The following is a 21,578-nucleotide window of genomic DNA, read 5'->3' as shown; positions in this document are numbered from 1 at the left end:
GATGTTCCGCCGTACGTTCTGGTTCACCGCGGGCGCAGCCGCCGGCGTATGGGCCACCACCAAGGTCAACCGCAAGCTGAAGAAGCTGACGCCCGAGAGCCTCGCCGCGCAGGCGGCGAACAAGGCGATCGAGGCGGGTCACAAGCTGAAGGACTTCGCACTCGACGTCCGCGACGGCATGGTCGAGCGCGAGGCCGAACTGGGCGAGGCCCTTGGCCTGAACGACCACCCCGACACCGCACTTCCCGCCGGGCGCCGCTTCGCGGTCATCGAGAACACCACACACGACAGCGACAACAAGAAGACGCAGTACCTCGGCGACACGAGGCACTCGTACAACCGGAATGAGGACCACTGATGGAGTCGGCTGAAATCCGCCGCCGCTGGCTGAGCTTCTTCGAGGAGCGCGGGCACACCGTCGTCCCTTCGGCGTCGCTCATCGCCGACGACCCGACTCTGCTCCTGGTCCCCGCGGGCATGGTGCCCTTCAAGCCCTACTTCCTCGGTGAGGTCAAGCCGCCCGCGCCGCGCGTGACCAGCGTGCAGAAGTGCGTGCGTACGCCCGACATCGAAGAGGTCGGCAAGACCACGCGCCACGGCACGTTCTTCCAGATGTGCGGCAACTTCTCGTTCGGCGACTACTTCAAGGAAGGCGCCATCGAGCTGGCCTGGGAGCTGCTCACCGGCTCCGTGGCCGACGGCGGCTTCGGCCTCGACCCCGAGCGCCTGTGGATCACGGTCTACCTCGACGACGACGAGGCCGAGCAGATCTGGCGCGAGAAGATCGGTGTCCCGGCCGAGCGCATCCAGCGCCTGGGCAAGAAGGACAACTTCTGGTCCATGGGCGTCCCGGGCCCCTGCGGCCCCTGCTCCGAGATCAACTACGACCGCGGCCCCGAGTTCGGCGTCGAGGGCGGCCCCGCCGTCAACGACGAGCGGTACGTGGAGATCTGGAACCTCGTCTTCATGCAGTACGAGCGCGGCCAGGGCACCTCGAAGGAGGACTTCGAGATCCTCGGCGAGCTGCCGACCAAGAACATCGACACCGGTCTCGGCCTCGAACGTCTCGCCATGATCCTGCAGGACGTACAGAACATGTACGAGACCGACACCCTGCGCGTCGTCATGGACAAGGCCACCGAGCTGACCGGCGTGCGCTACGGCGCCGACCACGGCTCGGACGTCTCCCTGCGCGTGGTCGCCGACCACATCCGTACGTCCGCCATGCTCATCGGCGACGGCGTCACGCCCGGCAACGAAGGCCGCGGGTACGTCCTGCGCCGCATCATGCGCCGCGCCATCCGCAACATGCGCCTGCTCGGCGCCACCGGCCCGGTCGTCAAGGACCTCATCGACGTCGTCATCGACACGATGGGCCTCCAGTACCCCGAGCTGATCACCGACCGCAAGCGCGTCGAGACCGTCGCCCTCGCCGAAGAGGCCGCCTTCCTCAAGGCCCTCAAGGGCGGCACGAACATCCTCGACACCGCCGTCACCGAGACCAAGGCCGCGGGCGGCAAGGTCCTCTCCGGCGACAAGGCGTTCCTGCTGCACGACACGTGGGGCTTCCCCATCGACCTCACCCTGGAGATGGCCGCCGAGCAGGGCCTCTCGGTGGACGAGGACGGCTTCCGCCGTCTGATGAAGGAGCAGCGCGAGCGCGCCAAGGCCGACGCCCAGGCCAAGAAGACCGGCCACGCCGACCTGCACGCCTACCGCGAGATCGCCGACGCCGCGGGCGCCACCGACTTCACGGGCTACTCCCTCACGGAGAACGAGGCCGTGATCGTCGGCCTGCTGGTCAACGGCGTCTCCTCGCCCGCCGCCACCGAGGGCGACGACGTCGAGATCGTCCTCGACCGCACCCCGTTCTACGCCGAGGGCGGCGGCCAGATCGGCGACACCGGCCGCATCCGCCTGGACAGCGGGGCCATCGTCGAGATCCGTGACGTGCAGAAGCCGGTCCCCGGCGTGCACGTCCACAAGGGTGTCGTCCAGGTCGGCGAGATCACCGTCGGCGCCCCGGTGTGGGCCTCGATCGACTCGCACCGCCGCCGCGCCATCGCCCGCGCCCACTCCGCGACGCACCTCACCCACCAGGCGCTGCGCGACGCGCTCGGCCCCACGGCCGCCCAGGCCGGTTCGGAGAACCAGCCAGGCCGCTTCCGCTTCGACTTCGGTTCGCCGTCCGCCGTGCCCACGGCCGTGATGACGGACGTCGAGCAGAAGATCAACGAAGTCCTCGCCCGCGAGCTGGACGTCCAGGCCGAGGTCATGTCGATCGACGACGCCAAGAAGCAGGGCGCCATCGCCGAGTTCGGCGAGAAGTACGGCGAGCGCGTGCGCGTCGTCACCATCGGCGACTTCTCCAAGGAGCTGTGCGGCGGTACGCACGTCCACAACACCGCCCAGCTCGGCCTGGTGAAGCTGCTCGGCGAGTCCTCCATCGGCTCCGGTGTGCGCCGCATCGAGGCCCTGGTCGGCGTCGACGCGTACAACTTCCTCGCCAAGGAGCACACCGTCGTCGCCCAACTCCAGGAGCTGGTCAAGGGCCGCTCCGAGGAGCTGCCCGAGAAGATCTCCGGCATGCTCGCCAAGCTGAAGGACGCCGAGAAGGAGATCGAGAAGTTCCGCGCGGAGAAGGTCCTCGCGGCCGCCGCCGGTCTCGTCGACTCCGCCAAGGACGTCCGCGGCGTCGCCCTCGTCACCGGCCAGGTGCCGGACGGCACGGGCGCCGACGACCTGCGCAGGCTCGTCCTCGACGTGCGGGGGCGCATCCCGAGCGACCGCCCCGCCGTGGTCGCCCTGTTCACGACGGCCAACGGCAAGCCGCTCACGGTCACCGCCACCAACGAGGCCGCCCGTGAGCGCGGCCTCAAGGCCGGCGACCTGGTCCGTACGGCCGCCAAGACCCTCGGCGGTGGAGGCGGCGGCAAGCCGGACGTCGCCCAGGGCGGCGGCCAGAACCCGGCCGCGATCGGCGACGCCATCGCCGCCGTCGAGCGCCTCGTCACCGAGACGGCCTGATGACCGAGCCTGCCCGGGGCATGCGCAGGGGCCGACGGCTGGCCGTCGACGTCGGTGACGCCCGGATCGGGGTCGCCTCGTGCGACCCCGACGGGATCCTCGCCACGCCGGTGGAGACCGTGCCGGGACGCGACGTCCCGGCCGCCCAGCGCCGATTGAAGCAGCTCGTCGACGAGTACGAGCCGATCGAGATCGTCGTCGGCCTCCCTCGCTCCCTCAACGGGCGCGAGGGCCCGGCGGCCGCGAAGATCCGCGTGTTCGCACAGGAGCTCGCCCGCATGGTCGCCCCCATCCCGGTGCGGCTCGTGGACGAGAGGATGACCACGGTGACGGCCAGTCAGGGCCTGCGTGCCTCGGGCGTGAAGTCCAAGAAGGGCAGGTCCGTCATCGATCAGGCAGCGGCCGTGATCATCCTCCAGCAGGCCCTGGAGTCCGAACGGGCGTCAGGGAAGGCACCCGGCGAGGGCGTCGAAGTGGTCATCTGATCGCGATACGGTAACGTTCCGCGCGATGCGGCGGTGTTCGAACAGCTGCCGCACAGCATCAAGAGGCGGAACGGTTGCCCGGCCATCCCAACGGCGGCCCCGCCTCGCGGCATGTAGGGGATCGATGACTGAGTATGGCCGGGGCCCAGGCTCCGAACCGTGGCATCCGGAGGACCCGTTGTACGGGGACAGCGGATGGGGAGGACAGCAGCCCGCGGGCGGCCAGTCCCCCTACGGCGGCCAGGGGCAGTACCACCACCAGCCGCATCAGCATCAGCAGCCGCACCAGTCCCAGTACGGCGGTGACTGGGGCACCGGGCAGCAGCAGGCCGCGTACGACGCGCAGGGTTACGAGGGCGGACAGCAGCAGTACGAGGGCGGCCCCGCTCAGGCGTACAACGGCCCTGACCACGGTTACAACGGTGGTTCCGGCCAGGGTTACGACGGCGGGTCCGGCCAGGACTACAACGGCGGGTCCGACCAGGGCTACAACGGTGCGCCCGGTCAGGGCTACGGCGGGGGATCGGACCAGCATCACAACGGCGGGTCCGACCAGGGCTACGGCGGGGGATCGGACCCGCATCACCAGGGCGGCCAGGACGCACCCAACGGTGGCTGGCACGCCCGGCAGCAGGGACAGGTCCCTTACACCGACCCGATGGACCCCCTGGACCCCTACGCCGGCCAGCAGGCCGGTTACGGCCAAGAGGCCCCCGACTACTACGCCACCCCCGACGCCTACGCGCCCCCGGAGCCGCCGACCCGCCGCCGGCCCGAACCGGACCCCGAGGCCGAGCCCGACCCCGAGACCGACTGGGACCCGGGGCCCGACCGCGGCGAGCACGCCTTCTTCGCGGGCGGCGACGAGGACGACGACGATGAGCCCGGCCGCCGGGGTAGCCGCGGCGATCGGCGCGGGGGCCGCGGCGGCAAGAAACCGAAGAAGCGGCGCAGCGGCTGCGCCTGCCTGGTCGTGACGCTCGTCTTCGGCGGTGGCCTCGGCGGGGTCGGCTACTTCGGCTACCAGTTCTACCAGGACCGTTTCGGCACGGCGCCGGATTACGCGGGCGACGGCTCGGGCTCGGTGACCGTCGACATCCCCGAGGACTCCCTCGGCTATGCCATCGGCCAGAAGCTGAAGGAGAAAGGTGTCGTCAAGAGCGTCGACGCCTTCGTCTCCGCCCAGGGCAAGCACCCGCAGGGGCAGACCATTCAGGCGGGCGCCTACGTCCTCAAGAAGCACATGTCGGCGGCGAGCGCCGTCGAATTGATGCTCAACCCCAAGAGCCGCGCCAACCTCATCGTCCCCGAGGGCAAGCGGAACGCGTGGATCTACGAAAAGATCGACGAGCGCCTCAAAGTGGACTCGGGTACGACGGAAAAGGTCGCCAAGAAAGAATGGCGGACCCTCGGTCTGCCCAAGTGGGCCAACACCAACAAGGACATCAAGGACCCGCTGGAAGGATTCCTCTTCCCCGCCAGCTATTCGGTCGCCCCGGGGCAGAAGCCCGAGGACGTCCTGCGCAAGATGGTCGCCCGGGCCAACGAGAAGTACGAGGAACTGGGCCTCGCGTCGAAGGCCGCCGAGCTGAACCTGAAGGACCCGCTGGAAGTCCTCACGGTGGCGAGCCTGGTCCAGGCGGAGGGCAGGTACAAGCACGACTTCGAGAAGGTCGCGACAGTCGTCTACAACCGCCTGAAGCCGAACAACACCGAGACATACGGCCTGTTGGACTTCGACTCCACGGTGAACTACCTCAAGGGCGAGTCCAAGCTCGCCATCGGCTCGGTCGACGAGCTGCGCAAGATCAAGGACCCGTACAACACCTACAAGGTCAAGGGTCTGCCGCCCGGACCGATCAGCAACCCCGGAGAGGTGGCGCTGAACTCGGCGCTGCACCCGGCCAAGGGAAACTGGTACTACTTCGTCTCGATCCCCAGCGAGGACAAGACGCTCTTCGCCGAGACGAACGCAGAGCAGAACCGCAACCGCGAGAAATACCTGAAGGGGCAATGAGCGCGCCACAGCGTCGAGCCGCCGTCCTCGGCTCCCCGATCGGTCACTCCCTCTCCCCGGTGCTGCACCGCGCCGCTTACGAGGAACTCGGGCTGATCGACTGGACGTACGACCATTTTGAGATCGACGAGGCGGCGCTGCCCGAATTCATCGGGGAACTCGGCCCGGAATGGGCCGGGCTTTCCCTGACGATGCCGTTGAAGCGGGCGATCATTCCGCTGCTCGACGAGGTCAGCGGGACCGCCGCCTCCGTGGAGGCCGTGAATACCGTCGTGCTCGGTGAGGACGGCAGGAAAGTCGGCGACAACACCGACATCCCCGGCATGGTCGCCGCGCTGCGCGAACGCGGCATCGAGCAGGTCGACTCCGCCGCGATCCTCGGCGCCGGTGCCACCGCGTCCTCCGCGCTCGCCGCCCTCGCGCGGATCTGCACCGGCGAGGTCGTGGCGTACGTACGCAGTGACGCCCGCGCGGCCGAGATGCGGCAGTGGGGCGAGCGGCTCGACGTGGAGGTCAGGACCGAGGCCTGGGAGGACGCCCGCGAGGGGCTGAGCGCGCCGCTGGTGATCACCACCACTCCGGCGGGTGCCACGGACGCGCTCTCCGGGCTTGTGCCCGAGCGTCCGGCGACCCTCTTCGACGTGCTGTACGACCCGTGGCCCACCGAGCTCGCGGCCCGCTGGTCCGCGTACGGCGGGGCGGTCGTCAGCGGACTCGACCTGCTCGTGCACCAGGCGGTGCTCCAGGTCGAGCAGATGACCGGCCGCGGCCCCGTGCCGCTGGACGTGATGCGCAAGGCGGGGGAGCACGCGCTCGCCCAGCGATAGCTCCGTGGCCCCGGGACGCGTCGAGGCCGTGTCCGGGAGGTGGGCGCGGCGTCCGCCTGGTGGACCGGAGGCCGGGGGCGCCCCGCGGACGTGGGAGGATCGGGGGCGGCGGGCCAGGGCCGCGCACCCGGCCGCGCCGTCGAAGACCGTAGTTCCAGGCGCGAGCATGAGGAGCACCGTTGAGCAGGTTGCGCTGGCTGACCGCTGGGGAGTCCCACGGACCCGCACTCGTCGCCACGCTGGAGGGACTTCCCGCCGGCGTGCCGATCACCACGGACATGGTGGCGGACCACCTGGCCCGGCGGCGGCTCGGCTATGGACGCGGCGCCCGCATGAAGTTCGAGCGCGACGAGGTCACCTTCCTCGGCGGCGTGCGGCACGGCCTGACCATGGGCTCGCCGGTCGCGATCATGGTGGGCAACACCGAGTGGCCCAAGTGGGAGCAGGTCATGGCGGCCGACCCGGTCGACCCCGCCGAACTCGCCGAGCTGGCCCGCAACGCCCCGTTGACCCGCCCCCGCCCCGGCCACGCCGACCTCGCGGGCATGCAGAAGTACGGCTTCGACGAGGCCCGGCCGATCCTGGAGCGCGCCTCCGCCCGCGAGACCGCGGCCCGCGTCGCGCTCGGCGCGGTCGCCCGCTCGTACCTCAAGGAGACGGCCGGGATCGAGATCGTCAGCCATGTGACGGAGCTGGCGGCCGCCAAGGCCCCTTACGGCGTCTACCCGACCCCCGCCGATGTCGAGAAGCTCGACGCCGACCCGGTGCGCTGCCTGGACGCCGACGCGTCGAAGGCGATGGTCGCCGAGATCGACCAGGCCCACAAGGACGGCGACACCCTCGGCGGCGTCGTCGAGGTCCTCGCGTACGGCGTCCCGGTCGGCCTCGGCTCGCACGTGCACTGGGACCGGCGGCTGGACGCGCGGCTCGCCGCCGCGCTCATGGGCATCCAGGCCATCAAGGGCGTCGAGGTCGGCGACGGCTTCGGCCTCGCGCGCGTGCCCGGCTCCCAGGCGCACGACGAGATCGTCACCACCGAGGACGGCATCAGGCGCGCCTCCGGCCGCTCCGGCGGTACCGAGGGCGGCCTGACCACCGGTGAACTGCTGCGCGTACGGGCCGCGATGAAGCCCATCGCGACCGTGCCGCGCGCGCTCGCCACCATCGACGTGGCCACCGGCGAGGCCGCCAAGGCGCACCACCAGCGCTCCGACGTGTGCGCCGTGCCGGCCGCCGGCATCGTCGCCGAGGCCATGGTCGCGCTCGTCCTCGCCGACGCCGTCGCCGAGAAGTTCGGCGGCGACAGCGTGCCCGAGACCCGGCGCAACGTGCGGTCGTACCTCGACAACCTCCACATCCGGTGACCGGCCCGCAGATCGTCCTCATCGGCCCCATGGGCGTCGGCAAGACCACGGTCGGCGAGCTGCTCGCCGACCGGCTCGGCACCGCCTTCCGGGACACCGACGCCGACATCGTCGCCGCCCAGGGCCGCCCGATCGCGGACATCTTCGTCGACGAGGGCGAGCCGTACTTCCGTGAGCTGGAACGGCAGGCCGTACGCGCCGCCGTCGAGGAGCACAGCGGCGTCCTCGCGCTCGGCGGGGGCGCGGTCCTCGACGAGTCGACGCGCGCGCTGCTCGGCGCGCACCCCGTCGTCTACCTCTCGATGGACGTCGAGGAGGCCGTCAGGCGCACCGGCCTCAACCAGGCGCGCCCGCTGCTCGCGGTCAACCCGCGCAAGCAGTGGCGCGAGCTGATGGACGCCCGCCGCCACCTGTACGCCGAAGTCGCCCGCGCGGTCGTCGCCACCGACGACCGCACCCCTGAAGAGGTCGCCCAGGCGGTCCTCGACGCACTGGAGTTGAAGGAAGCATGACGACCGAGCAGAGCCCCACCCGCATCCACGTCGGCGGCACCGCCGGCACGGATCCGTACGAGGTCCTGGTCGGTCGGCAGCTCCTCGGCGAGCTGCCCGGCCTCATCGGGGACCAGGTCAAGCGTGTCGCCGTCATCCACCCCGAGGCGCTCGCCGAGACCGGTGACGCGCTCCGGGAGGACCTCGCAGGCCAGGGGTACGAGGCCGTCGCGATCCAGGTGCCCAACGCCGAGGAGGCCAAGACGGCCGAGGTCGCCGCGTACTGCTGGAAGGCCCTCGGCCAGTCCGGGTTCACGCGCAGCGACATCATCGTCGGCGTCGGCGGCGGGGCCACCACCGACCTCGCCGGGTTCGTCGCCGCGACCTGGCTGCGCGGCGTGCGCTGGATCGCCGTCCCGACCACGGTGCTCGGCATGGTGGACGCGGCCGTCGGTGGCAAGACCGGCATCAACACCGCCGAGGGCAAGAACCTCGTGGGCTCCTTCCACCCGCCGGCCGGGGTCCTGTGCGACCTCGCGGCGCTCGACTCGCTGCCGGTGAACGACTACGTCTCCGGGCTCGCGGAGATCATCAAGGCCGGGTTCATCGCCGACCCGGTCATCCTGGAGCTCATCGAGGCGGACCCGCAGGCCGCCCGCACGCCCGCGGGACCGCACACCGCCGAACTCATCGAGCGCTCCATCAAGGTCAAGGCCGAGGTTGTCTCCGGCGACCTCAAGGAGGCGGGCCTGCGCGAGATCCTCAACTACGGGCACACCCTCGCGCACGCCATCGAGAAGAACGAGCGCTACAAGTGGCGGCACGGCGCCGCGGTCTCCGTCGGCATGCTCTTCGCCGCCGAACTGGGCCGACTGGCCGGGCGCCTGGACGACGCGACCGCCGACCGGCACCGCACCGTCCTGGAGTCGGTCGGGCTGCCGCTGACCTACCGCTACGACCAGTGGCCCAAGCTTCTGGAGACCATGAAGGTCGACAAGAAGTCCCGCGGTGACCTGCTGCGCTTCATCGTCCTGGACGGCCTCGGCAAGCCGACCGTCCTGGAGGGCCCCGACCCGGCGGTGCTGCTCGCCGCGTACGGCGAAGTCGGGCAGTAACGCGCTTTCGTGGCCCGTCGATCCGGCCACGGGCACTTCAGCGCCTCCCCGGCCGTTCACACAACGGCGGCCGGGGACGGTACCGTTCGGTGACGGGCGGCCCGGCCGCCGCCCGACCAGCGTCAGTCGCACGAGACGGAGTGGCACCGGATGCAGCACGCAGTGGGGTCTCCGCTGCCGCCGCCCCATCAGCCGGGGCACGGACCGGCCACCGGCTGGTCCCCGGCCGCACATCACCCGCCCGGGGCCCCGCAGCCCCCCGCACCGGGTTTCACGGGCGGCCCCGCCGCCCCGCACACCCCGGGGCAGGCCCCGCACGCCCCGGGCCACGCTCCCCACGTCCCGGCACCGCCGCCCCGTCCGCAGGGCCAGGCGCCCGCGACGCTCCAGCTGGGGCCCGGCCCCGTGCCGCCGGCCCCGGACACCACGGGGCACGTCCAGCTGCCGCCCGGCGGTCCCGTCGCGATGCCGAGCCCCCCACCGGGCACGGCACAGGCCGACTCCGGGGCCACGACGCTCGCCGTGCTGCTCATCGGCCCCGCGGGCGCGGGCAAGACGAGCGTGGCGAAGTTCTGGGCCGAGCACCGGCGGGTGCCGACGGCCCACATCAGCCTCGACGACGTACGCGAATGGGTCCGCTCGGGGTTCGCCGACCCCCAGTCGGGCTGGAACGACCACTCGGAGGCGCAGTACCGCCTGGCCCGCCGCACCTGCGGCTTCGCCGCCCGGAATTTCCTGGCGAACGGCATCTCGTGCATCCTCGACGACGCGGTCTTCCCCGACCGCCCCGTCGTGGGCCTCGGCGGCTGGAAGCGCCACGTGGGGCCGGGACTGCTGCCCGTCGTGCTCTTGCCGGGCCTGGAAGTCGTCCTGGAGCGCAACGCCGAGCGCAGCGGCAACCGCCGCCTCTCCGACGAGGAAGTGGCCCGCATCCACGGCCGCATGGCCGGCTGGTACGGCTCGGGCCTGCCCATCATCGACAACTCCCAGATGGACGTCCCCGCCACGGCCCGCGTCCTGGACGACGTCCTGGCCCGCGCCATCGCGAGCCCGCCGCAGTGGTAGCGCAGGGCCCTCCACAGTCGTAGGGAAGGGCCCGCCGCCCGGTCGGACGCGCTGACCGGGCCGGGTCGCCGCGGCGCTCATAGGCTCGCCCCATGTCAGAGGTGTACGCGGTCCGCAGGGAGCGGGTGAGGGAGCGGTGTGCCGCCGGCGGTGGCGCGGCGGCACTGGTCTCCCGGCCCGCCAACGTCCGCTATCTCGCCGGAGCGGCGCCCCGCGGCGCCGTGCTCCTGGTCGGCGCGGACGAGGACGTCCTGCTGTGCGGGCGCCCACCCGGTGACCTGCCGGGCGAGGGGCGGCCGGACGAAGCGCTGCGGACGCGGCTGCTGCCCGTGCCGGGCGCCGATCCGGCCGTCGCGGGGGCCAAGCTGGCAGCCGCCCGCGGAGCCGACTCGCTGGCCGTCGAGGAGCACCACCTGACGGTGGCCCGGCACCGGGCGCTCGGCTCGGTCGCGCCGCGGCTGCGGCTCGTGGACCTCGGCGGCGCGGTGGAACAGCTGCGGTTCGTCAAGGACGAGGAGGAGATCTCCTGTCTGCGGATCGCCGCGGAGATCGCCGACCAAGCGCTGGGGGAGCTGTTGGAGTCCATCCTCGTCGGCCGCACGGAGCGGCATCTGGCGCTGGAGCTGGAGCGGCGGCTCGTCGACCACGGCGCGGACGGGGCCGCCTTCCCGACCTCGGTGGGCACCGGACCGAATTCCGGCAAGGGCGGCCACCGGCCCACCGACCGCCGGGTGGAGGAGGGCGACTTCCTCTCCGTCTGCCTGGGGGCGAGTTACCGGGGATACTGCTGCGAGATCGGCCGTACGTTCGTGATCGGGACGTCCCCCGCGGACTGGCAGATCGAGCTGTACGACCTCGTGTTCACCGCTCAGCGGGCGGGCAGGGAGGCCCTCGTACCCGGTGCGGCCTGCCGCGACGTGGACCGCGCGGCACGTCACGTACTGGACTCGGCGGGCTATGCGGAGGGGCTTGCTCCGCTGATGGGACACGGTGTGGGGCTCGAAATCGACGAGGACCCGCAGTTGGCGCCCTCGGCCATGGGTAAACTGGACGCTTGCGTGCCGGTCACCGTCGAACCGGGGGTTCACCTCCCTGGCCGGGGTGGTGTCCGGATCGATGACACGCTCGTCGTGCGCCCCGAGGCGGACGGCGGACCCGAGCTACTCACCATCACGACCAAGGAACTGCTCGCGCTCTAGCGCGCGTGCCCGACCGGGGTCGTCCACCAGTCAGTCAGTGCAGGAGATTCCGCAACCGTGGCTTCCACGAACGACCTCAAGAACGGCCTGGTGCTCAAGCTCGAAGGCGGCCAGCTCTGGTCCGTCGTCGAGTTCCAGCACGTCAAGCCCGGCAAGGGCCCGGCCTTCGTGCGCACCAAGCTCAAGAACGTGCTCTCCGGCAAGGTCGTCGACAAGACGTTCAACGCCGGCGTCAAGGTCGAAACGGCCACGATCGACAAGCGCGACATGCAGTTCTCCTACATGGACGGCGACTACTTCGTCTTCATGGACATGGAGACCTACGACCAGCTGCACATCGACAAGAAGGCCGTCGGCGACGCCGCCAACTTCCTGATCGAGGGCTTCACCGCCACGGTCGCCCAGCACGAGGGCGCGGTTCTCTTCGTCGAGCTGCCCGCCGCCGTCGAGCTGACCATCAAGGAGACCGAGCCGGGCGTCCAGGGCGACCGCTCCACCGGTGGCACCAAGCCCGCCACGCTGGAGACCGGCCACCAGATCCAGGTGCCGCTCTTCATCACCACCGGCGAGAAGATCAAGGTCGACACCCGTGACAGCGGCTACCTCGGCCGGGTGAACAGCTAACCGTGGCTGCTCGTAATACGGCCCGCAAGCGCGCCTTCCAGATCCTCTTCGAGGCGGACCAGCGCGGAACGGACGTCCTGACGGTCCTCGCCGACTGGGTGCGCCACTCGCGGTCCGACACCCGGCAGCCGCCGGTGAGCGAGTACACGATGGAGCTCGTCGAGGGGTACGCGGAGCATGAGCGCCGCATCGACGAGCTCATCTCGCAGTACGCCGTCGGATGGACCCTGGACCGCATGCCGGTCGTCGACCGGAACATCCTGCGGCTCGGCGCCTACGAACTGGTCTGGGTCGACGGCACCCCTGACGCGGTGGTCCTCGACGAGGCGGTCCAGCTTGCCAAGGAGTTCTCCACGGACGAGTCGCCGTCCTTCGTCAACGGTCTGCTCGGACGCTTCAAGGACTTGAAGCCGTCCCTGCGCCGGGACGAGTCGTAAGGCTGACGAGTCGTAAGGCTCCTTCCGTACGTCACCGCCGGGGCCCGCAGCAATCCGCTGCGGGCCCCGGCGGTTTTCCCGTCCCAGGTTTTCGCCGGGGCGGCCCGGGGAATTGCTCCGGAATAGCGAAAAGCCGCCGGGGTGGCTCCAGCCTTTTGGCTGGAGCCACCCCGGCGGCACGTTTCTGCTGCCGTTTCGGGCGTGGGGGTCAGACCTCTTCGTGGGCCACGGCGCGGCGCGCGTCCGCGTCCAGGACACCCCAGCTGATGAGCTGCTCGGTCAGGACCGAGGGGGACTGGTCGTAGATGACGGCGAGGGTGCGCAGGTCGTCCTGGCGGATCGAGAGCACCTTGCCGTTGTAGTCACCGCGCTGCGACTGGATCGTGGCGGCATACCGCTGGAGCGGGCCCGCCTTCTCCGCCGGCACGTGGGCCAGGCGCTCCAGGTCGAGGACGAGCTTCGGCGGCGGCTCGGCGGCGCCACCGGGAGCCGTGCCAGGCAGGAGCTCCTGTACGGGGACGCCGTAGAAGTCCGCCAGCTCGGCGAGGCGCTGCACGGTCACGGCGCGGTCGCCGCGCTCGTACGACCCCACGACGACCGCCTTCCAGCGTCCCTGGGACTTCTCCTCGACGCCGTGGAGGGAAAGGCCCTGCTGGGTACGGATCGCGCGGAGCTTGGCCCCGAGCTGCTTGGCGTATTCGCTGGACATATAGCTCCCCGGACGCTGCGACAATCATGCGGCTCCGCCGCGTGGCTGGTAACTCACTGTGAGGTTACGCAGCGTTACTTGCCTGCGTCAAGCCGAATGGTCCGTACCGCCCCTTCGGTGGAGGCCGATGACGCGTTCGGTCATCAGTACTGGTAGTGTGACTGGCGCAATTTCGACGTCCTTTAATGTCCGTCCCGTGAGGCGGAGAAGGAGGTCCGTTTCATATGGACACGCAAGGCTCCAAAGACTCCGTTGTCGCGCGCCCCGTACTCGAAGGGCCGGACATCGCGCGGGTGTTGACCCGCATCGCCCACGAGATCGTCGAGCGCGCCAAGGGCGCCGACGACGTGGTGCTCCTCGGCATTCCCACCCGCGGCGTCTTCCTCGCCCGCCGGCTCGCCACGAAGCTCGAAGAGATCACCGGCAGCAAGATCCCGGTCGGCTCCCTCGACATCACTATGTACCGCGACGACCTGCGCATGCACCCGCCGCGCGCGCTGGCCCGCACCGAGATCCCCGGTGACGGCATCGACGGCCGCCTCGTCGTCCTCGTCGACGACGTGCTCTTCTCCGGCCGCACCATCCGGGCCGCCCTCGACGCGCTGAACGACATCGGGCGCCCGCGCGCGGTGCAGCTCGCCGTGCTCGTCGACCGGGGCCACCGCGAACTGCCCATCCGCGCCGACTACGTAGGCAAGAACCTCCCCACGTCGCTGCGGGAGACGGTCAAGGTGCAGCTCACCGAGGAGGACGGCCGCGACGCCGTGCTGCTCGGCGCCAAGCCCGCTTCCGCTTAAAGGACCGGCTTCCCACCGCACGGGCCCAGGGCACGACCCTGCGCGCCCGCGTGCCCGCAGACCTCCACACACCGGAGTACCCCCCGATGATGCGACACCTCATCTCGGCCGCCGACCTCTCCCGCGACGACGCCGTCCTGATCCTCGACACGGCCGAGGAGATGGCCCGGGTGGCCGACCGGCCGATCAAGAAACTGCCCGCCCTGCGCGGGCGCACCGTGGTCAACCTCTTCTTCGAGGACTCGACCCGGACCCGGATCTCCTTCGAGGCCGCCGAGAAGCGCCTCTCCGCCGACGTCATCAACTTCGCCGCCAAGGGCTCGTCCGTCTCCAAGGGCGAGTCCCTCAAGGACACCGCCCAGACCCTGGAGGCGATGGGCGTGGACGCCGTCGTCATCCGGCACGGCGCCTCCGGCGCGCCCTACCGCCTGGCCACCTCCGGGTGGATCGACGCCGCCGTGATCAACGCCGGCGACGGCACCCACCAGCACCCCACCCAGGCCCTGCTCGACGCCTTCACCATGCGGCGCCGCCTCGTGGGGCGTGACGCGGGCCTCGGCCAGGACCTCGCGGGCAAGCGCATCACCCTCGTCGGCGACGTCCTGCACAGCCGCGTGGCCCGCTCCAACGTCGACCTGCTGCACACCCTCGGCGCCGAGGTCACCCTGGTCGCCCCGCCCACCCTGGTGCCGGTCGGCGTCGAACAGTGGCCCTGCGAGGTCTCGTACGACCTGGACCGCGTGCTCGCGAAGTCCGACGCCGTGATGATGCTGCGGGTGCAGCGCGAGCGCATGAACGCCGCGTTCTTCCCCACCGAGCGCGAGTACTCGCGGCGCTACGGCCTGGACGGCGAGCGCATGGCGAAGATGCCGGAACACGCCATCGTCATGCACCCCGGCCCGATGGTCCGCGGCATGGAGATCACCGCCGAGGTCGCCGACTCCGACCGCTGCACGGTCGTCGAACAGGTCGCCAACGGCGTCTCCATCCGCATGGCCGTCCTCTACCTGCTCCTGGGCGGCAACGAACCTGCCCTCACCCCCACCCGCCCCACCGGTTCCGAGGAGAAGTAACAACCATGAGCAAGATCCTGATCCGCGGTGCGAAGGTGCTGGGCGGCGAGGCGCAGGACGTCCTCCTCGACGGGGAGACCATCGCCGACGTCGGTGCCGGCCTGTCCGCCGAGGGCGCGGCCGTCGTCGAGGCCGAGGGCAAGATCCTCCTGCCGGGCCTCGTCGACCTCCACACCCACCTGCGCGAGCCGGGCCGCGAGGACTCCGAGACCGTCCTGACCGGTACGCGCGCCGCCGCCTCCGGTGGCTACACCGCCGTCTTCGCCATGGCGAACACCTTCCCCGTCGCCGACACCGCCGGCGTCGTCGAGCAGGTCTACCGCCTCGGCAAGGAGTCCGGCTACTGCGACGTACAGCCCATCGGCGCCGTCACCGTCGGCCTTGAGGGCAAGAAACTCGCCGAGCTGGGCGCCATGCACGAGTCCGCCGCCGGAGTCACCGTCTTCTCCGACGACGGCAAGTGCGTCGACGACGCCGTGATCATGCGGCGCGCCCTGGAGTACGTGAAGGCCTTCGGCGGCGTCGTCGCCCAGCACGCCCAGGAGCCGCGCCTCACCGAGGGCGCCCAGATGAACGAGGGCGTCGTCTCCGCCGAGCTGGGCCTCGGCGGCTGGCCCGCCGTCGCCGAGGAGTCGATCATCGCCCGGGACGTGCTGCTCGCCGAGCACGTCGGGTCGCGCGTCCACATCTGCCACCTGTCGACCGCCGGGTCCGTCGAGATCGTGCGCTGGGCCAAGTCCCGCGGCATCGACGTGACGGCCGAGGTCACCCCGCACCACCTGCTCCTCACCGACGAGCTGGTCCGCTCGTACAACCCCGTCTACAAGGTCAACCCGCCGCTGCGCACCGAGCGCGACGTCATGGCGCTGCGCGAGGCCCTCGCCGACGGCACCATCGACATCGTCGCCACCGACCACGCCCCGCACCCGCACGAGGACAAGGACTGCGAGTGGGCCGCGGCCGCCATGGGCATGGTCGGCCTGGAGACCGCGCTGTCCGTCGTCCAGCAGACGATGGTCGACACCGGCCTGCTGACCTGGGAGGCGGTCGCCGACCGCATGTCCTTCAAGCCGGCCGCGATCGGCCGCGCCACCGGCCACGGCCGTCCCGTCTCGGCAGGTGAGCCCGCGAACCTCGTCCTGGTCGACGCCGATTACCGTGGGGAAGTGGACCCCGCGCGCTTCGCCTCGCGCAGCCGCAACACCCCCTACGAGGGCCGTGAGCTGCCGGGCCGCGTCACGCACACCTGGCTCCGGGGCCGGCCCACGCTCATCGACGGGAATCTCGCGTGACAACACTTCTGGAACTGGCCGCCGAGAAGGAATCGGCGGACGTGACCGACTGGGCCGCACGGCTCGGCTGGGTCGTCGGACTGCTGCTCTTCATCGCGCTCGTCTACTGGCTGATGCGCGAGGGCTGGAAGTGGCGCGGCACCCTCCAGGGTGACCTGCCCGAGCTCCCCGGCGCGCCGAGCGACCCGGGCCCGGCCAGACTTGAGCTGAGCGGCCGCTACCACGGCTCCACCACGGCGGGGCAGTGGCTCGACCGCATCGTGGCGCACGGCCTGGGCACCCGTAGCCGCGTCGAGCTGACGCTCACCGACGCGGGGCTCGACGTCGTACGCCCGGGCGCGGCCGACTTCTTCATCCCCGTCGGCCAACTGCGTGAGGCCCGTCTCGACAAGGGCATCGCCGGGAAGGTCCTCGCGGAGGGCGGTCTGCTGATCGTCACGTGGGAGCACGGCGAGAAGCTCATCGACTCCGGCTTCCGCTCGGACCACGCGGCCGAGCAGGCCGAATGGGTCGAGACCATCAACACCATGATCAAAACCGCTACTACGGAAGGCATCGCACGATGACGACCTCCACTCGGGGAGCCGGCAAGGCTCCCGCCGTACTCGTCCTGGAGGACGGCCGCATCTTCCGCGGCCGCGCCTACGGGGCCGTGGGGGAGACCTTCGGCGAAGCGGTGTTCTCCACCGGCATGACCGGCTACCAGGAGACCCTGACCGACCCCTCGTACGACCGCCAGATCGTGGTCGCCACCGCCCCCCAGATCGGCAACACCGGCTGGAACGACGAGGACGACGAGTCGGGCCGCATCTGGGTCTCCGGATACGTGGTCCGCGATCCCGCCCGCATCCCCTCCAACTGGCGTTCCCGGCGCTCGCTCGACGACGAGCTGATGAAGCAGGGCGTCGTCGGCATCTCCGGGATCGACACCCGCGCCCTCACCCGCCACCTGCGCGAGAGCGGCTCCATGCGCTCCGGCATCTTCTCCGGCGAGGCGCTGGCGTCCGACGCCGAGCTCGTCGCCCGCGTCCAGGCGCAGCCCCACATGAAGGGCGCCAGCCTGTACGAGGAGGTCGCCACCAAGGAGGCCTACGTCGTCCCGGCCGTCGGTGAGAAGAAGTTCACCGTCGCCGCCATCGACCTCGGCATCAAGGGCATGACCCCGCACCGGATGGCCGAGCGCGGCATCGAGGTGCACGTGCTGCCCGCGACCGCCACCGAGGAGGAGGTGTACGCCGTCGCCCCCGACGGAGTCTTCTTCTCCAACGGCCCCGGCGACCCGGCCACCGCCGAAGGGCCGGTCGCGCTGATGACCGCCGTCCTCAAGCGCAAGACGCCGCTGTTCGGCATCTGCTTCGGCAATCAGATCCTCGGCCGCGCCCTCGGCTTCGGCACGTACAAGCTGAAGTACGGCCACCGCGGCATCAACCAGCCGGTGCAGGACCGCACCACCGGCAAGGTCGAGGTCACCGCGCACAACCACGGCTTCGCCGTGGACGCGCCGCTCGACAAGGTCTCCGACACCCCCTACGGGCGTGTCGAGGTCTCCCACGTGTGCCTCAACGACCAGGTGGTGGAGGGGCTCCAGCTTCTCGACCAGCCCGCGTTCAGCGTCCAGTACCACCCCGAGGCGGCCGCCGGCCCGCACGACGCCGCGTACCTCTTCGACCGTTTCGTATCGCTGATGACCGCAGAAGGAGCCCAGCGTGCCTAAGCGCACCGATATCCAGTCCGTCCTGGTCATCGGCTCCGGCCCGATCGTCATCGGTCAGGCCGCCGAGTTCGACTACTCCGGCACCCAGGCGTGCCGGGTCCTCAAGTCCGAGGGCCTGCGCGTCATTCTCGTCAACTCCAACCCGGCGACGATCATGACCGACCCGGAGATCGCCGACGCCACGTACGTCGAGCCGATCACCCCGGAGTTCGTCGAGAAGATCATCGCCAAGGAGCGCCCCGACGCGCTGCTGCCGACGCTGGGCGGCCAGACGGCCCTCAACACGGCGATCTCCATGCACGAGCAGGGCGTCCTGGAGAAGTACGGCGTCGAACTCATCGGAGCCAACGTCGAGGCGATCAACAAGGGCGAGGACCGCGACCTCTTCAAGGGCGTCGTCGAAGAGGTCCGCAAGAAGATCGGGCACGGCGAGTCCGCCCGCTCGTACATCTGCCACTCCATGGACGACGTCCTCAAGGGCGTCGAGGAGCTCGGCGGCTACCCCGTCGTCGTCCGCCCCTCCTTCACCATGGGCGGCGCCGGTTCCGGCTTCGCGCACAACGAGGAGGAGCTGCGCCGCATCGCCGGGCAGGGCCTCACGCTCTCGCCGACCACCGAGGTGCTCCTTGAGGAGTCCATCCTCGGCTGGAAGGAGTACGAGCTGGAGCTGATGCGCGACAAGAACGACAACGTCGTGGTCGTCTGCTCCATCGAGAACTTCGACCCGATGGGCGTGCACACCGGCGACTCGATCACCGTCGCGCCCGCGATGACGCTGACCGACCGCGAGTACCAGGTCCTGCGGGACGTCGGCATCGCGATCATCCGCGAGGTCGGCGTCGACACCGGCGGCTGCAACATCCAGTTCGCGGTGAACCCCGAGGACGGCCGGGTCATCGTCATCGAGATGAACCCGCGTGTCTCCCGGTCCTCCGCGCTCGCCTCCAAGGCCACCGGCTTCCCGATCGCGAAGATCGCCGCCAAGCTGGCCGTGGGCTACACGCTGGACGAGATCCCGAACGACATCACCGAGAAGACGCCGGCCTCCTTCGAGCCGACCCTCGACTACGTCGTCGTCAAGGCCCCGCGCTTCGCCTTCGAGAAGTTCCCCTCGGCGGACTCGACCCTGACCACCACCATGAAGTCGGTCGGCGAGGCCATGGCCATCGGCCGCAACTTCCCCGAGGCCCTCCAGAAGGCGCTGCGGTCGCTGGAGAAGAAGGGCTCACAGTTCACGTTCGTGGGCGAGCCCGGCGACAAGAAGCAGCTTCTCGAAGAGGCCGTCCGCCCCACCGACGGCCGCATCAACTCCGTCATGCAGGCCATCCGCGCGGGCGCCACCCCGGAAGAGGTCTTCGACGCCACGAAGATCGACCCGTGGTTCGTCGACCAGCTCTTCCTGATCAAGGAGCTCGCGGACGAGCTGGCCGCCGCCGAACGCCTGGACGCCGACCTGCTCGCCGAGGCCAAGCGGCACGGCTTCTCCGACGCCCAGATCGCCGAGATCCGCGGCCTGCGCGAGGACGTCGTCCGCGAGGTGCGCCAGACGCTCGGCGTGCGCCCGGTCTACAAGACGGTCGACACCTGCGCCGCGGAGTTCGCCGCGAAGACCCCGTACTTCTACTCCTCGTACGACGAGGAGAGCGAGGTCGCCCCGCGTGAGAAGGCCGCGGTGATCATCCTGGGCTCGGGCCCGAACCGCATCGGCCAGGGCATCGAGTTCGACTACTCCTGCGTCCACGCCTCCTTCGCGCTGAGCGACGCGGGCTACGAGACCGTGATGGTCAACTGCAACCCCGAGACCGTCTCCACGGACTACGACACCTCCGACCGGCTCTACTTCGAGCCGCTCACCCTGGAGGACGTCCTGGAGATCGTCCACGCCGAGGCGCAGGCCGGGCCGATCGCGGGCGTCGTCGTCCAGCTCGGCGGCCAGACCCCGCTCGGCCTCTCGCAGGCCCTCAAGGACAACGGCGTCCCGATCGTCGGCACCTCGCCCGAGGCCATCCACGCCGCCGAGGACCGCGGCGCCTTCGGCCAGGTGCTCGCGGAGGCCGGGCTGCCCGCGCCGAAGCACGGCACCGCCACCACCTTCGCCGGGGCCAAGGCGATCGCCGACGAGATCGGCTACCCCGTCCTCGTACGCCCCTCGTACGTGCTCGGCGGCCGCGGCATGGAGATCGTGTACGACGAGGTCCGCCTCGCCACGTACATCGAGGAGTCGACCGAGATCAGCCCCTCGCGGCCGGTCCTCGTCGACCGCTTCCTGGACGACGCGATCGAGATCGACGTGGACGCCCTCTACGACGGCACCGAGCTGTACCTCGGCGGCGTCATGGAGCACATCGAGGAGGCCGGCATCCACTCCGGCGACTCCGCGTGCGCGCTGCCCCCGATCACGCTCGGCGGCTTCGACATCAAGCGCCTGCGCGCCTCCACGGAGGCCATCGCCAAGGGCGTCGGCGTCCGCGGACTGATCAACATCCAGTTCGCCATGGCGGGCGACATCCTGTACGTCCTCGAAGCCAACCCGCGCGCCTCCCGCACCGTCCCCTTCACCTCGAAGGCCACCGCGGTGCCGCTGGCCAAGGCCGCCGCCCGGATCTCGCTGGGCGCGACCATCGCCGAGCTGCGCGCGGAGGGCATGCTGCCCAGGCACGGCGACGGCGGCACGCTGCCGATGGACGCGCCGATCTCCGTCAAGGAGGCCGTCATGCCGTGGTCGCGCTTCCGCGACATCCACGGGCGCGGCGTCGACACCGTCCTCGGCCCGGAGATGCGCTCCACGGGCGAGGTCATGGGCATCGACTCGGTGTTCGGCACCGCCTACGCCAAGTCGCAGGCGGGCGCGTACGGCCCGCTGCCGACCAAGGGCCGCGCCTTCATCTCCGTCGCCAACCGCGACAAGCGCTCGATGATCTTCCCAGCGCGTGAACTGGTCGCGCACGGCTTCGAGCTGTTCGCCACGTCCGGCACGGCCGAGGTCCTCAAGCGCAACGGCCTGCCCGCCACGGTCGTGCGCAAGCAGTCCGAGGGCGAGGGCCCGAACGGCGAGAAGACCATCGTCCAGCTCATCCACGACGGCGGCGTCGATCTCATCGTCAACACCCCGTACGGCACCGGCGGCCGCCTCGACGGCTACGAGATCCGTACGGCCGCCGTGGCGCGCTCCGTGCCGTGCCTGACGACGGTCCAGGCGCTCGCCGCCGCGGTCCAGGGCATCGACGCGCTCAACCGCGGCGACGTGGGCGTCCGGTCACTCCAGGAACACGCGGAACACCTGACCGCGGCCCGCGACTAGCAGCCCTGAGGGGGACACCGGAAACGGTGTCCCCCTCTTCA

Annotated in this window: 19 protein-coding genes; 18 read left to right on the top strand and 1 reads right to left on the bottom strand. The window is 70.7% G+C overall.

Features of this window, described 5'->3' with window-relative positions; genetic code table 11:
- Position 1 precedes the first annotated feature (1 nt).
- The 12 genes from ACOBQB_RS16090 (at position 2) to nusB (ending at position 12,651) form a co-directional block, all read left to right on the top strand.
- Positions 2–358 carry a DUF6167 family protein gene (locus tag ACOBQB_RS16090; protein ID WP_423592464.1) on the top strand — a complete coding sequence of 119 codons (357 nt, stop codon included), beginning with the start codon at positions 2–4 and terminating at the stop codon, positions 356–358.
- The gene (alaS, locus tag ACOBQB_RS16085) at positions 358–3,027 is read left to right on the top strand and encodes an alanine--tRNA ligase (protein ID WP_423592463.1); all 2,670 of its coding nucleotides are present in this window, start codon (positions 358–360) and stop codon (positions 3,025–3,027) included. The genes ACOBQB_RS16090 and alaS overlap by 1 nt, the downstream gene beginning before the upstream one ends.
- Positions 3,027–3,512 (top strand): Holliday junction resolvase RuvX, encoded by a 486-nt coding sequence (ruvX, locus tag ACOBQB_RS16080; RefSeq protein ID WP_423592462.1) that lies wholly within the window; start codon positions 3,027–3,029, stop codon positions 3,510–3,512. The genes alaS and ruvX overlap by 1 nt, the downstream gene beginning before the upstream one ends.
- Before the next feature lie 124 nt (positions 3,513–3,636).
- Positions 3,637–5,529: an endolytic transglycosylase MltG gene (gene mltG / locus ACOBQB_RS16075; protein ID WP_423592461.1), complete on the top strand. Its 1,893-nt coding sequence runs from the start codon at positions 3,637–3,639 to the stop codon at positions 5,527–5,529.
- Entirely contained in the window at positions 5,526–6,356 is an 831-nt protein-coding gene (locus ACOBQB_RS16070; protein ID WP_423592460.1) for a shikimate dehydrogenase, read from the top strand. The genes mltG and ACOBQB_RS16070 overlap by 4 nt, the downstream gene beginning before the upstream one ends.
- A gap of 179 nt (positions 6,357–6,535) precedes the next feature.
- On the top strand, positions 6,536–7,720 hold the full coding sequence (gene aroC / locus ACOBQB_RS16065) for a chorismate synthase (protein ID WP_423592458.1): 1,185 nt from the start codon (positions 6,536–6,538) through the stop codon (positions 7,718–7,720).
- The gene (locus ACOBQB_RS16060; protein ID WP_423592457.1) at positions 7,717–8,232 is read left to right on the top strand and encodes a shikimate kinase; all 516 of its coding nucleotides are present in this window, start codon (positions 7,717–7,719) and stop codon (positions 8,230–8,232) included. Before aroC ends, ACOBQB_RS16060 begins: the two co-directional genes overlap by 4 nt.
- Complete coding sequence (aroB, locus tag ACOBQB_RS16055) at positions 8,229–9,326, top strand: 3-dehydroquinate synthase (RefSeq protein WP_423592455.1); 1,098 nt, start codon at positions 8,229–8,231, stop codon at positions 9,324–9,326. Before ACOBQB_RS16060 ends, aroB begins: the two co-directional genes overlap by 4 nt.
- Before the next feature lie 150 nt (positions 9,327–9,476).
- Positions 9,477–10,391 (top strand): Pro-rich N-terminal domain-containing protein, encoded by a 915-nt coding sequence (locus tag ACOBQB_RS16050; protein WP_423592453.1) that lies wholly within the window; start codon positions 9,477–9,479, stop codon positions 10,389–10,391.
- A gap of 92 nt (positions 10,392–10,483) precedes the next feature.
- Positions 10,484–11,590 (top strand): aminopeptidase P family protein, encoded by a 1,107-nt coding sequence (locus ACOBQB_RS16045; protein WP_423592452.1) that lies wholly within the window; start codon positions 10,484–10,486, stop codon positions 11,588–11,590.
- Positions 11,591–11,647: 57 nt separating this feature from the next.
- Entirely contained in the window at positions 11,648–12,214 is a 567-nt protein-coding gene (efp, locus tag ACOBQB_RS16040) for an elongation factor P (protein ID WP_423592450.1), read from the top strand.
- Positions 12,215–12,216: 2 nt separating this feature from the next.
- Positions 12,217–12,651, top strand: coding sequence for a transcription antitermination factor NusB (gene nusB, locus ACOBQB_RS16035; protein ID WP_423592448.1), 435 nt, complete (start codon positions 12,217–12,219; stop codon positions 12,649–12,651).
- Positions 12,652–12,859: 208 nt separating this feature from the next.
- Here nusB and bldD read toward each other — a convergent pair whose 3' ends face one another.
- Complete coding sequence (gene bldD / locus ACOBQB_RS16030; protein ID WP_055698930.1) at positions 12,860–13,360, bottom strand: transcriptional regulator BldD; 501 nt, start codon at positions 13,358–13,360, stop codon at positions 12,860–12,862.
- Positions 13,361–13,584: 224 nt separating this feature from the next.
- Between bldD and pyrR the strand changes: the two genes are divergently transcribed.
- The 6 genes from pyrR (at position 13,585) to carB (ending at position 21,537) form a co-directional block, all read left to right on the top strand.
- Positions 13,585–14,157, top strand: coding sequence for a bifunctional pyr operon transcriptional regulator/uracil phosphoribosyltransferase PyrR (gene pyrR / locus ACOBQB_RS16025; protein WP_205038763.1), 573 nt, complete (start codon positions 13,585–13,587; stop codon positions 14,155–14,157).
- 86 nt (positions 14,158–14,243) lie between these two features.
- Positions 14,244–15,230: an aspartate carbamoyltransferase catalytic subunit gene (locus ACOBQB_RS16020; RefSeq protein ID WP_423592446.1), complete on the top strand. Its 987-nt coding sequence runs from the start codon at positions 14,244–14,246 to the stop codon at positions 15,228–15,230.
- Positions 15,231–15,235: 5 nt separating this feature from the next.
- Positions 15,236–16,522 carry a dihydroorotase gene (locus ACOBQB_RS16015; RefSeq protein WP_423592444.1) on the top strand — a complete coding sequence of 429 codons (1,287 nt, stop codon included), beginning with the start codon at positions 15,236–15,238 and terminating at the stop codon, positions 16,520–16,522.
- A complete protein-coding gene (locus ACOBQB_RS16010; protein WP_423592442.1) occupies positions 16,519–17,088 on the top strand; it encodes a hypothetical protein in 570 nt (189 codons plus the stop codon). The genes ACOBQB_RS16015 and ACOBQB_RS16010 overlap by 4 nt, the downstream gene beginning before the upstream one ends.
- Complete coding sequence (gene carA, locus ACOBQB_RS16005; protein WP_423592440.1) at positions 17,085–18,236, top strand: glutamine-hydrolyzing carbamoyl-phosphate synthase small subunit; 1,152 nt, start codon at positions 17,085–17,087, stop codon at positions 18,234–18,236. The genes ACOBQB_RS16010 and carA overlap by 4 nt, the downstream gene beginning before the upstream one ends.
- Positions 18,229–21,537: a carbamoyl-phosphate synthase large subunit gene (gene carB / locus ACOBQB_RS16000; protein WP_423592438.1), complete on the top strand. Its 3,309-nt coding sequence runs from the start codon at positions 18,229–18,231 to the stop codon at positions 21,535–21,537. The genes carA and carB overlap by 8 nt, the downstream gene beginning before the upstream one ends.
- Positions 21,538–21,578: the final 41 nt, after the last annotated feature.

The sequence above is a fragment of the Streptomyces sp. G5(2025) genome (genome assembly GCF_049542075.1).
Taxonomy (GTDB): Bacteria; Actinomycetota; Actinomycetes; order Streptomycetales; family Streptomycetaceae; genus Streptomyces.
Note: the sequence above shows the minus strand (reverse complement) of the source record. Positions and strands in the feature narration are given on the sequence as shown.

Coding starts and splice junctions, on each gene's coding strand:
- alaS (WP_423592463.1), top strand. CDS start 358: ATGGAGTCGGCTGAAATCCGCCGCCGCTGGCTGAGCTTCTTCGAGGAG.
- ACOBQB_RS16070 (WP_423592460.1), top strand. CDS start 5,526: ATGAGCGCGCCACAGCGTCGAGCCGCCGTCCTCGGCTCCCCGATCGGT.
- ACOBQB_RS16090 (WP_423592464.1), top strand. CDS start 2: ATGTTCCGCCGTACGTTCTGGTTCACCGCGGGCGCAGCCGCCGGCGTA.
- mltG (WP_423592461.1), top strand. CDS start 3,637: ATGACTGAGTATGGCCGGGGCCCAGGCTCCGAACCGTGGCATCCGGAG.
- pyrR (WP_205038763.1), top strand. CDS start 13,585: ATGGACACGCAAGGCTCCAAAGACTCCGTTGTCGCGCGCCCCGTACTC.
- ACOBQB_RS16015 (WP_423592444.1), top strand. CDS start 15,236: ATGAGCAAGATCCTGATCCGCGGTGCGAAGGTGCTGGGCGGCGAGGCG.
- carA (WP_423592440.1), top strand. CDS start 17,085: ATGACGACCTCCACTCGGGGAGCCGGCAAGGCTCCCGCCGTACTCGTC.
- bldD (WP_055698930.1), bottom strand. CDS start 13,360: ATGTCCAGCGAATACGCCAAGCAGCTCGGGGCCAAGCTCCGCGCGATC.
- ACOBQB_RS16045 (WP_423592452.1), top strand. CDS start 10,484: ATGTCAGAGGTGTACGCGGTCCGCAGGGAGCGGGTGAGGGAGCGGTGT.
- ACOBQB_RS16050 (WP_423592453.1), top strand. CDS start 9,477: ATGCAGCACGCAGTGGGGTCTCCGCTGCCGCCGCCCCATCAGCCGGGG.
- ACOBQB_RS16020 (WP_423592446.1), top strand. CDS start 14,244: ATGATGCGACACCTCATCTCGGCCGCCGACCTCTCCCGCGACGACGCC.
- ruvX (WP_423592462.1), top strand. CDS start 3,027: ATGACCGAGCCTGCCCGGGGCATGCGCAGGGGCCGACGGCTGGCCGTC.
- aroB (WP_423592455.1), top strand. CDS start 8,229: ATGACGACCGAGCAGAGCCCCACCCGCATCCACGTCGGCGGCACCGCC.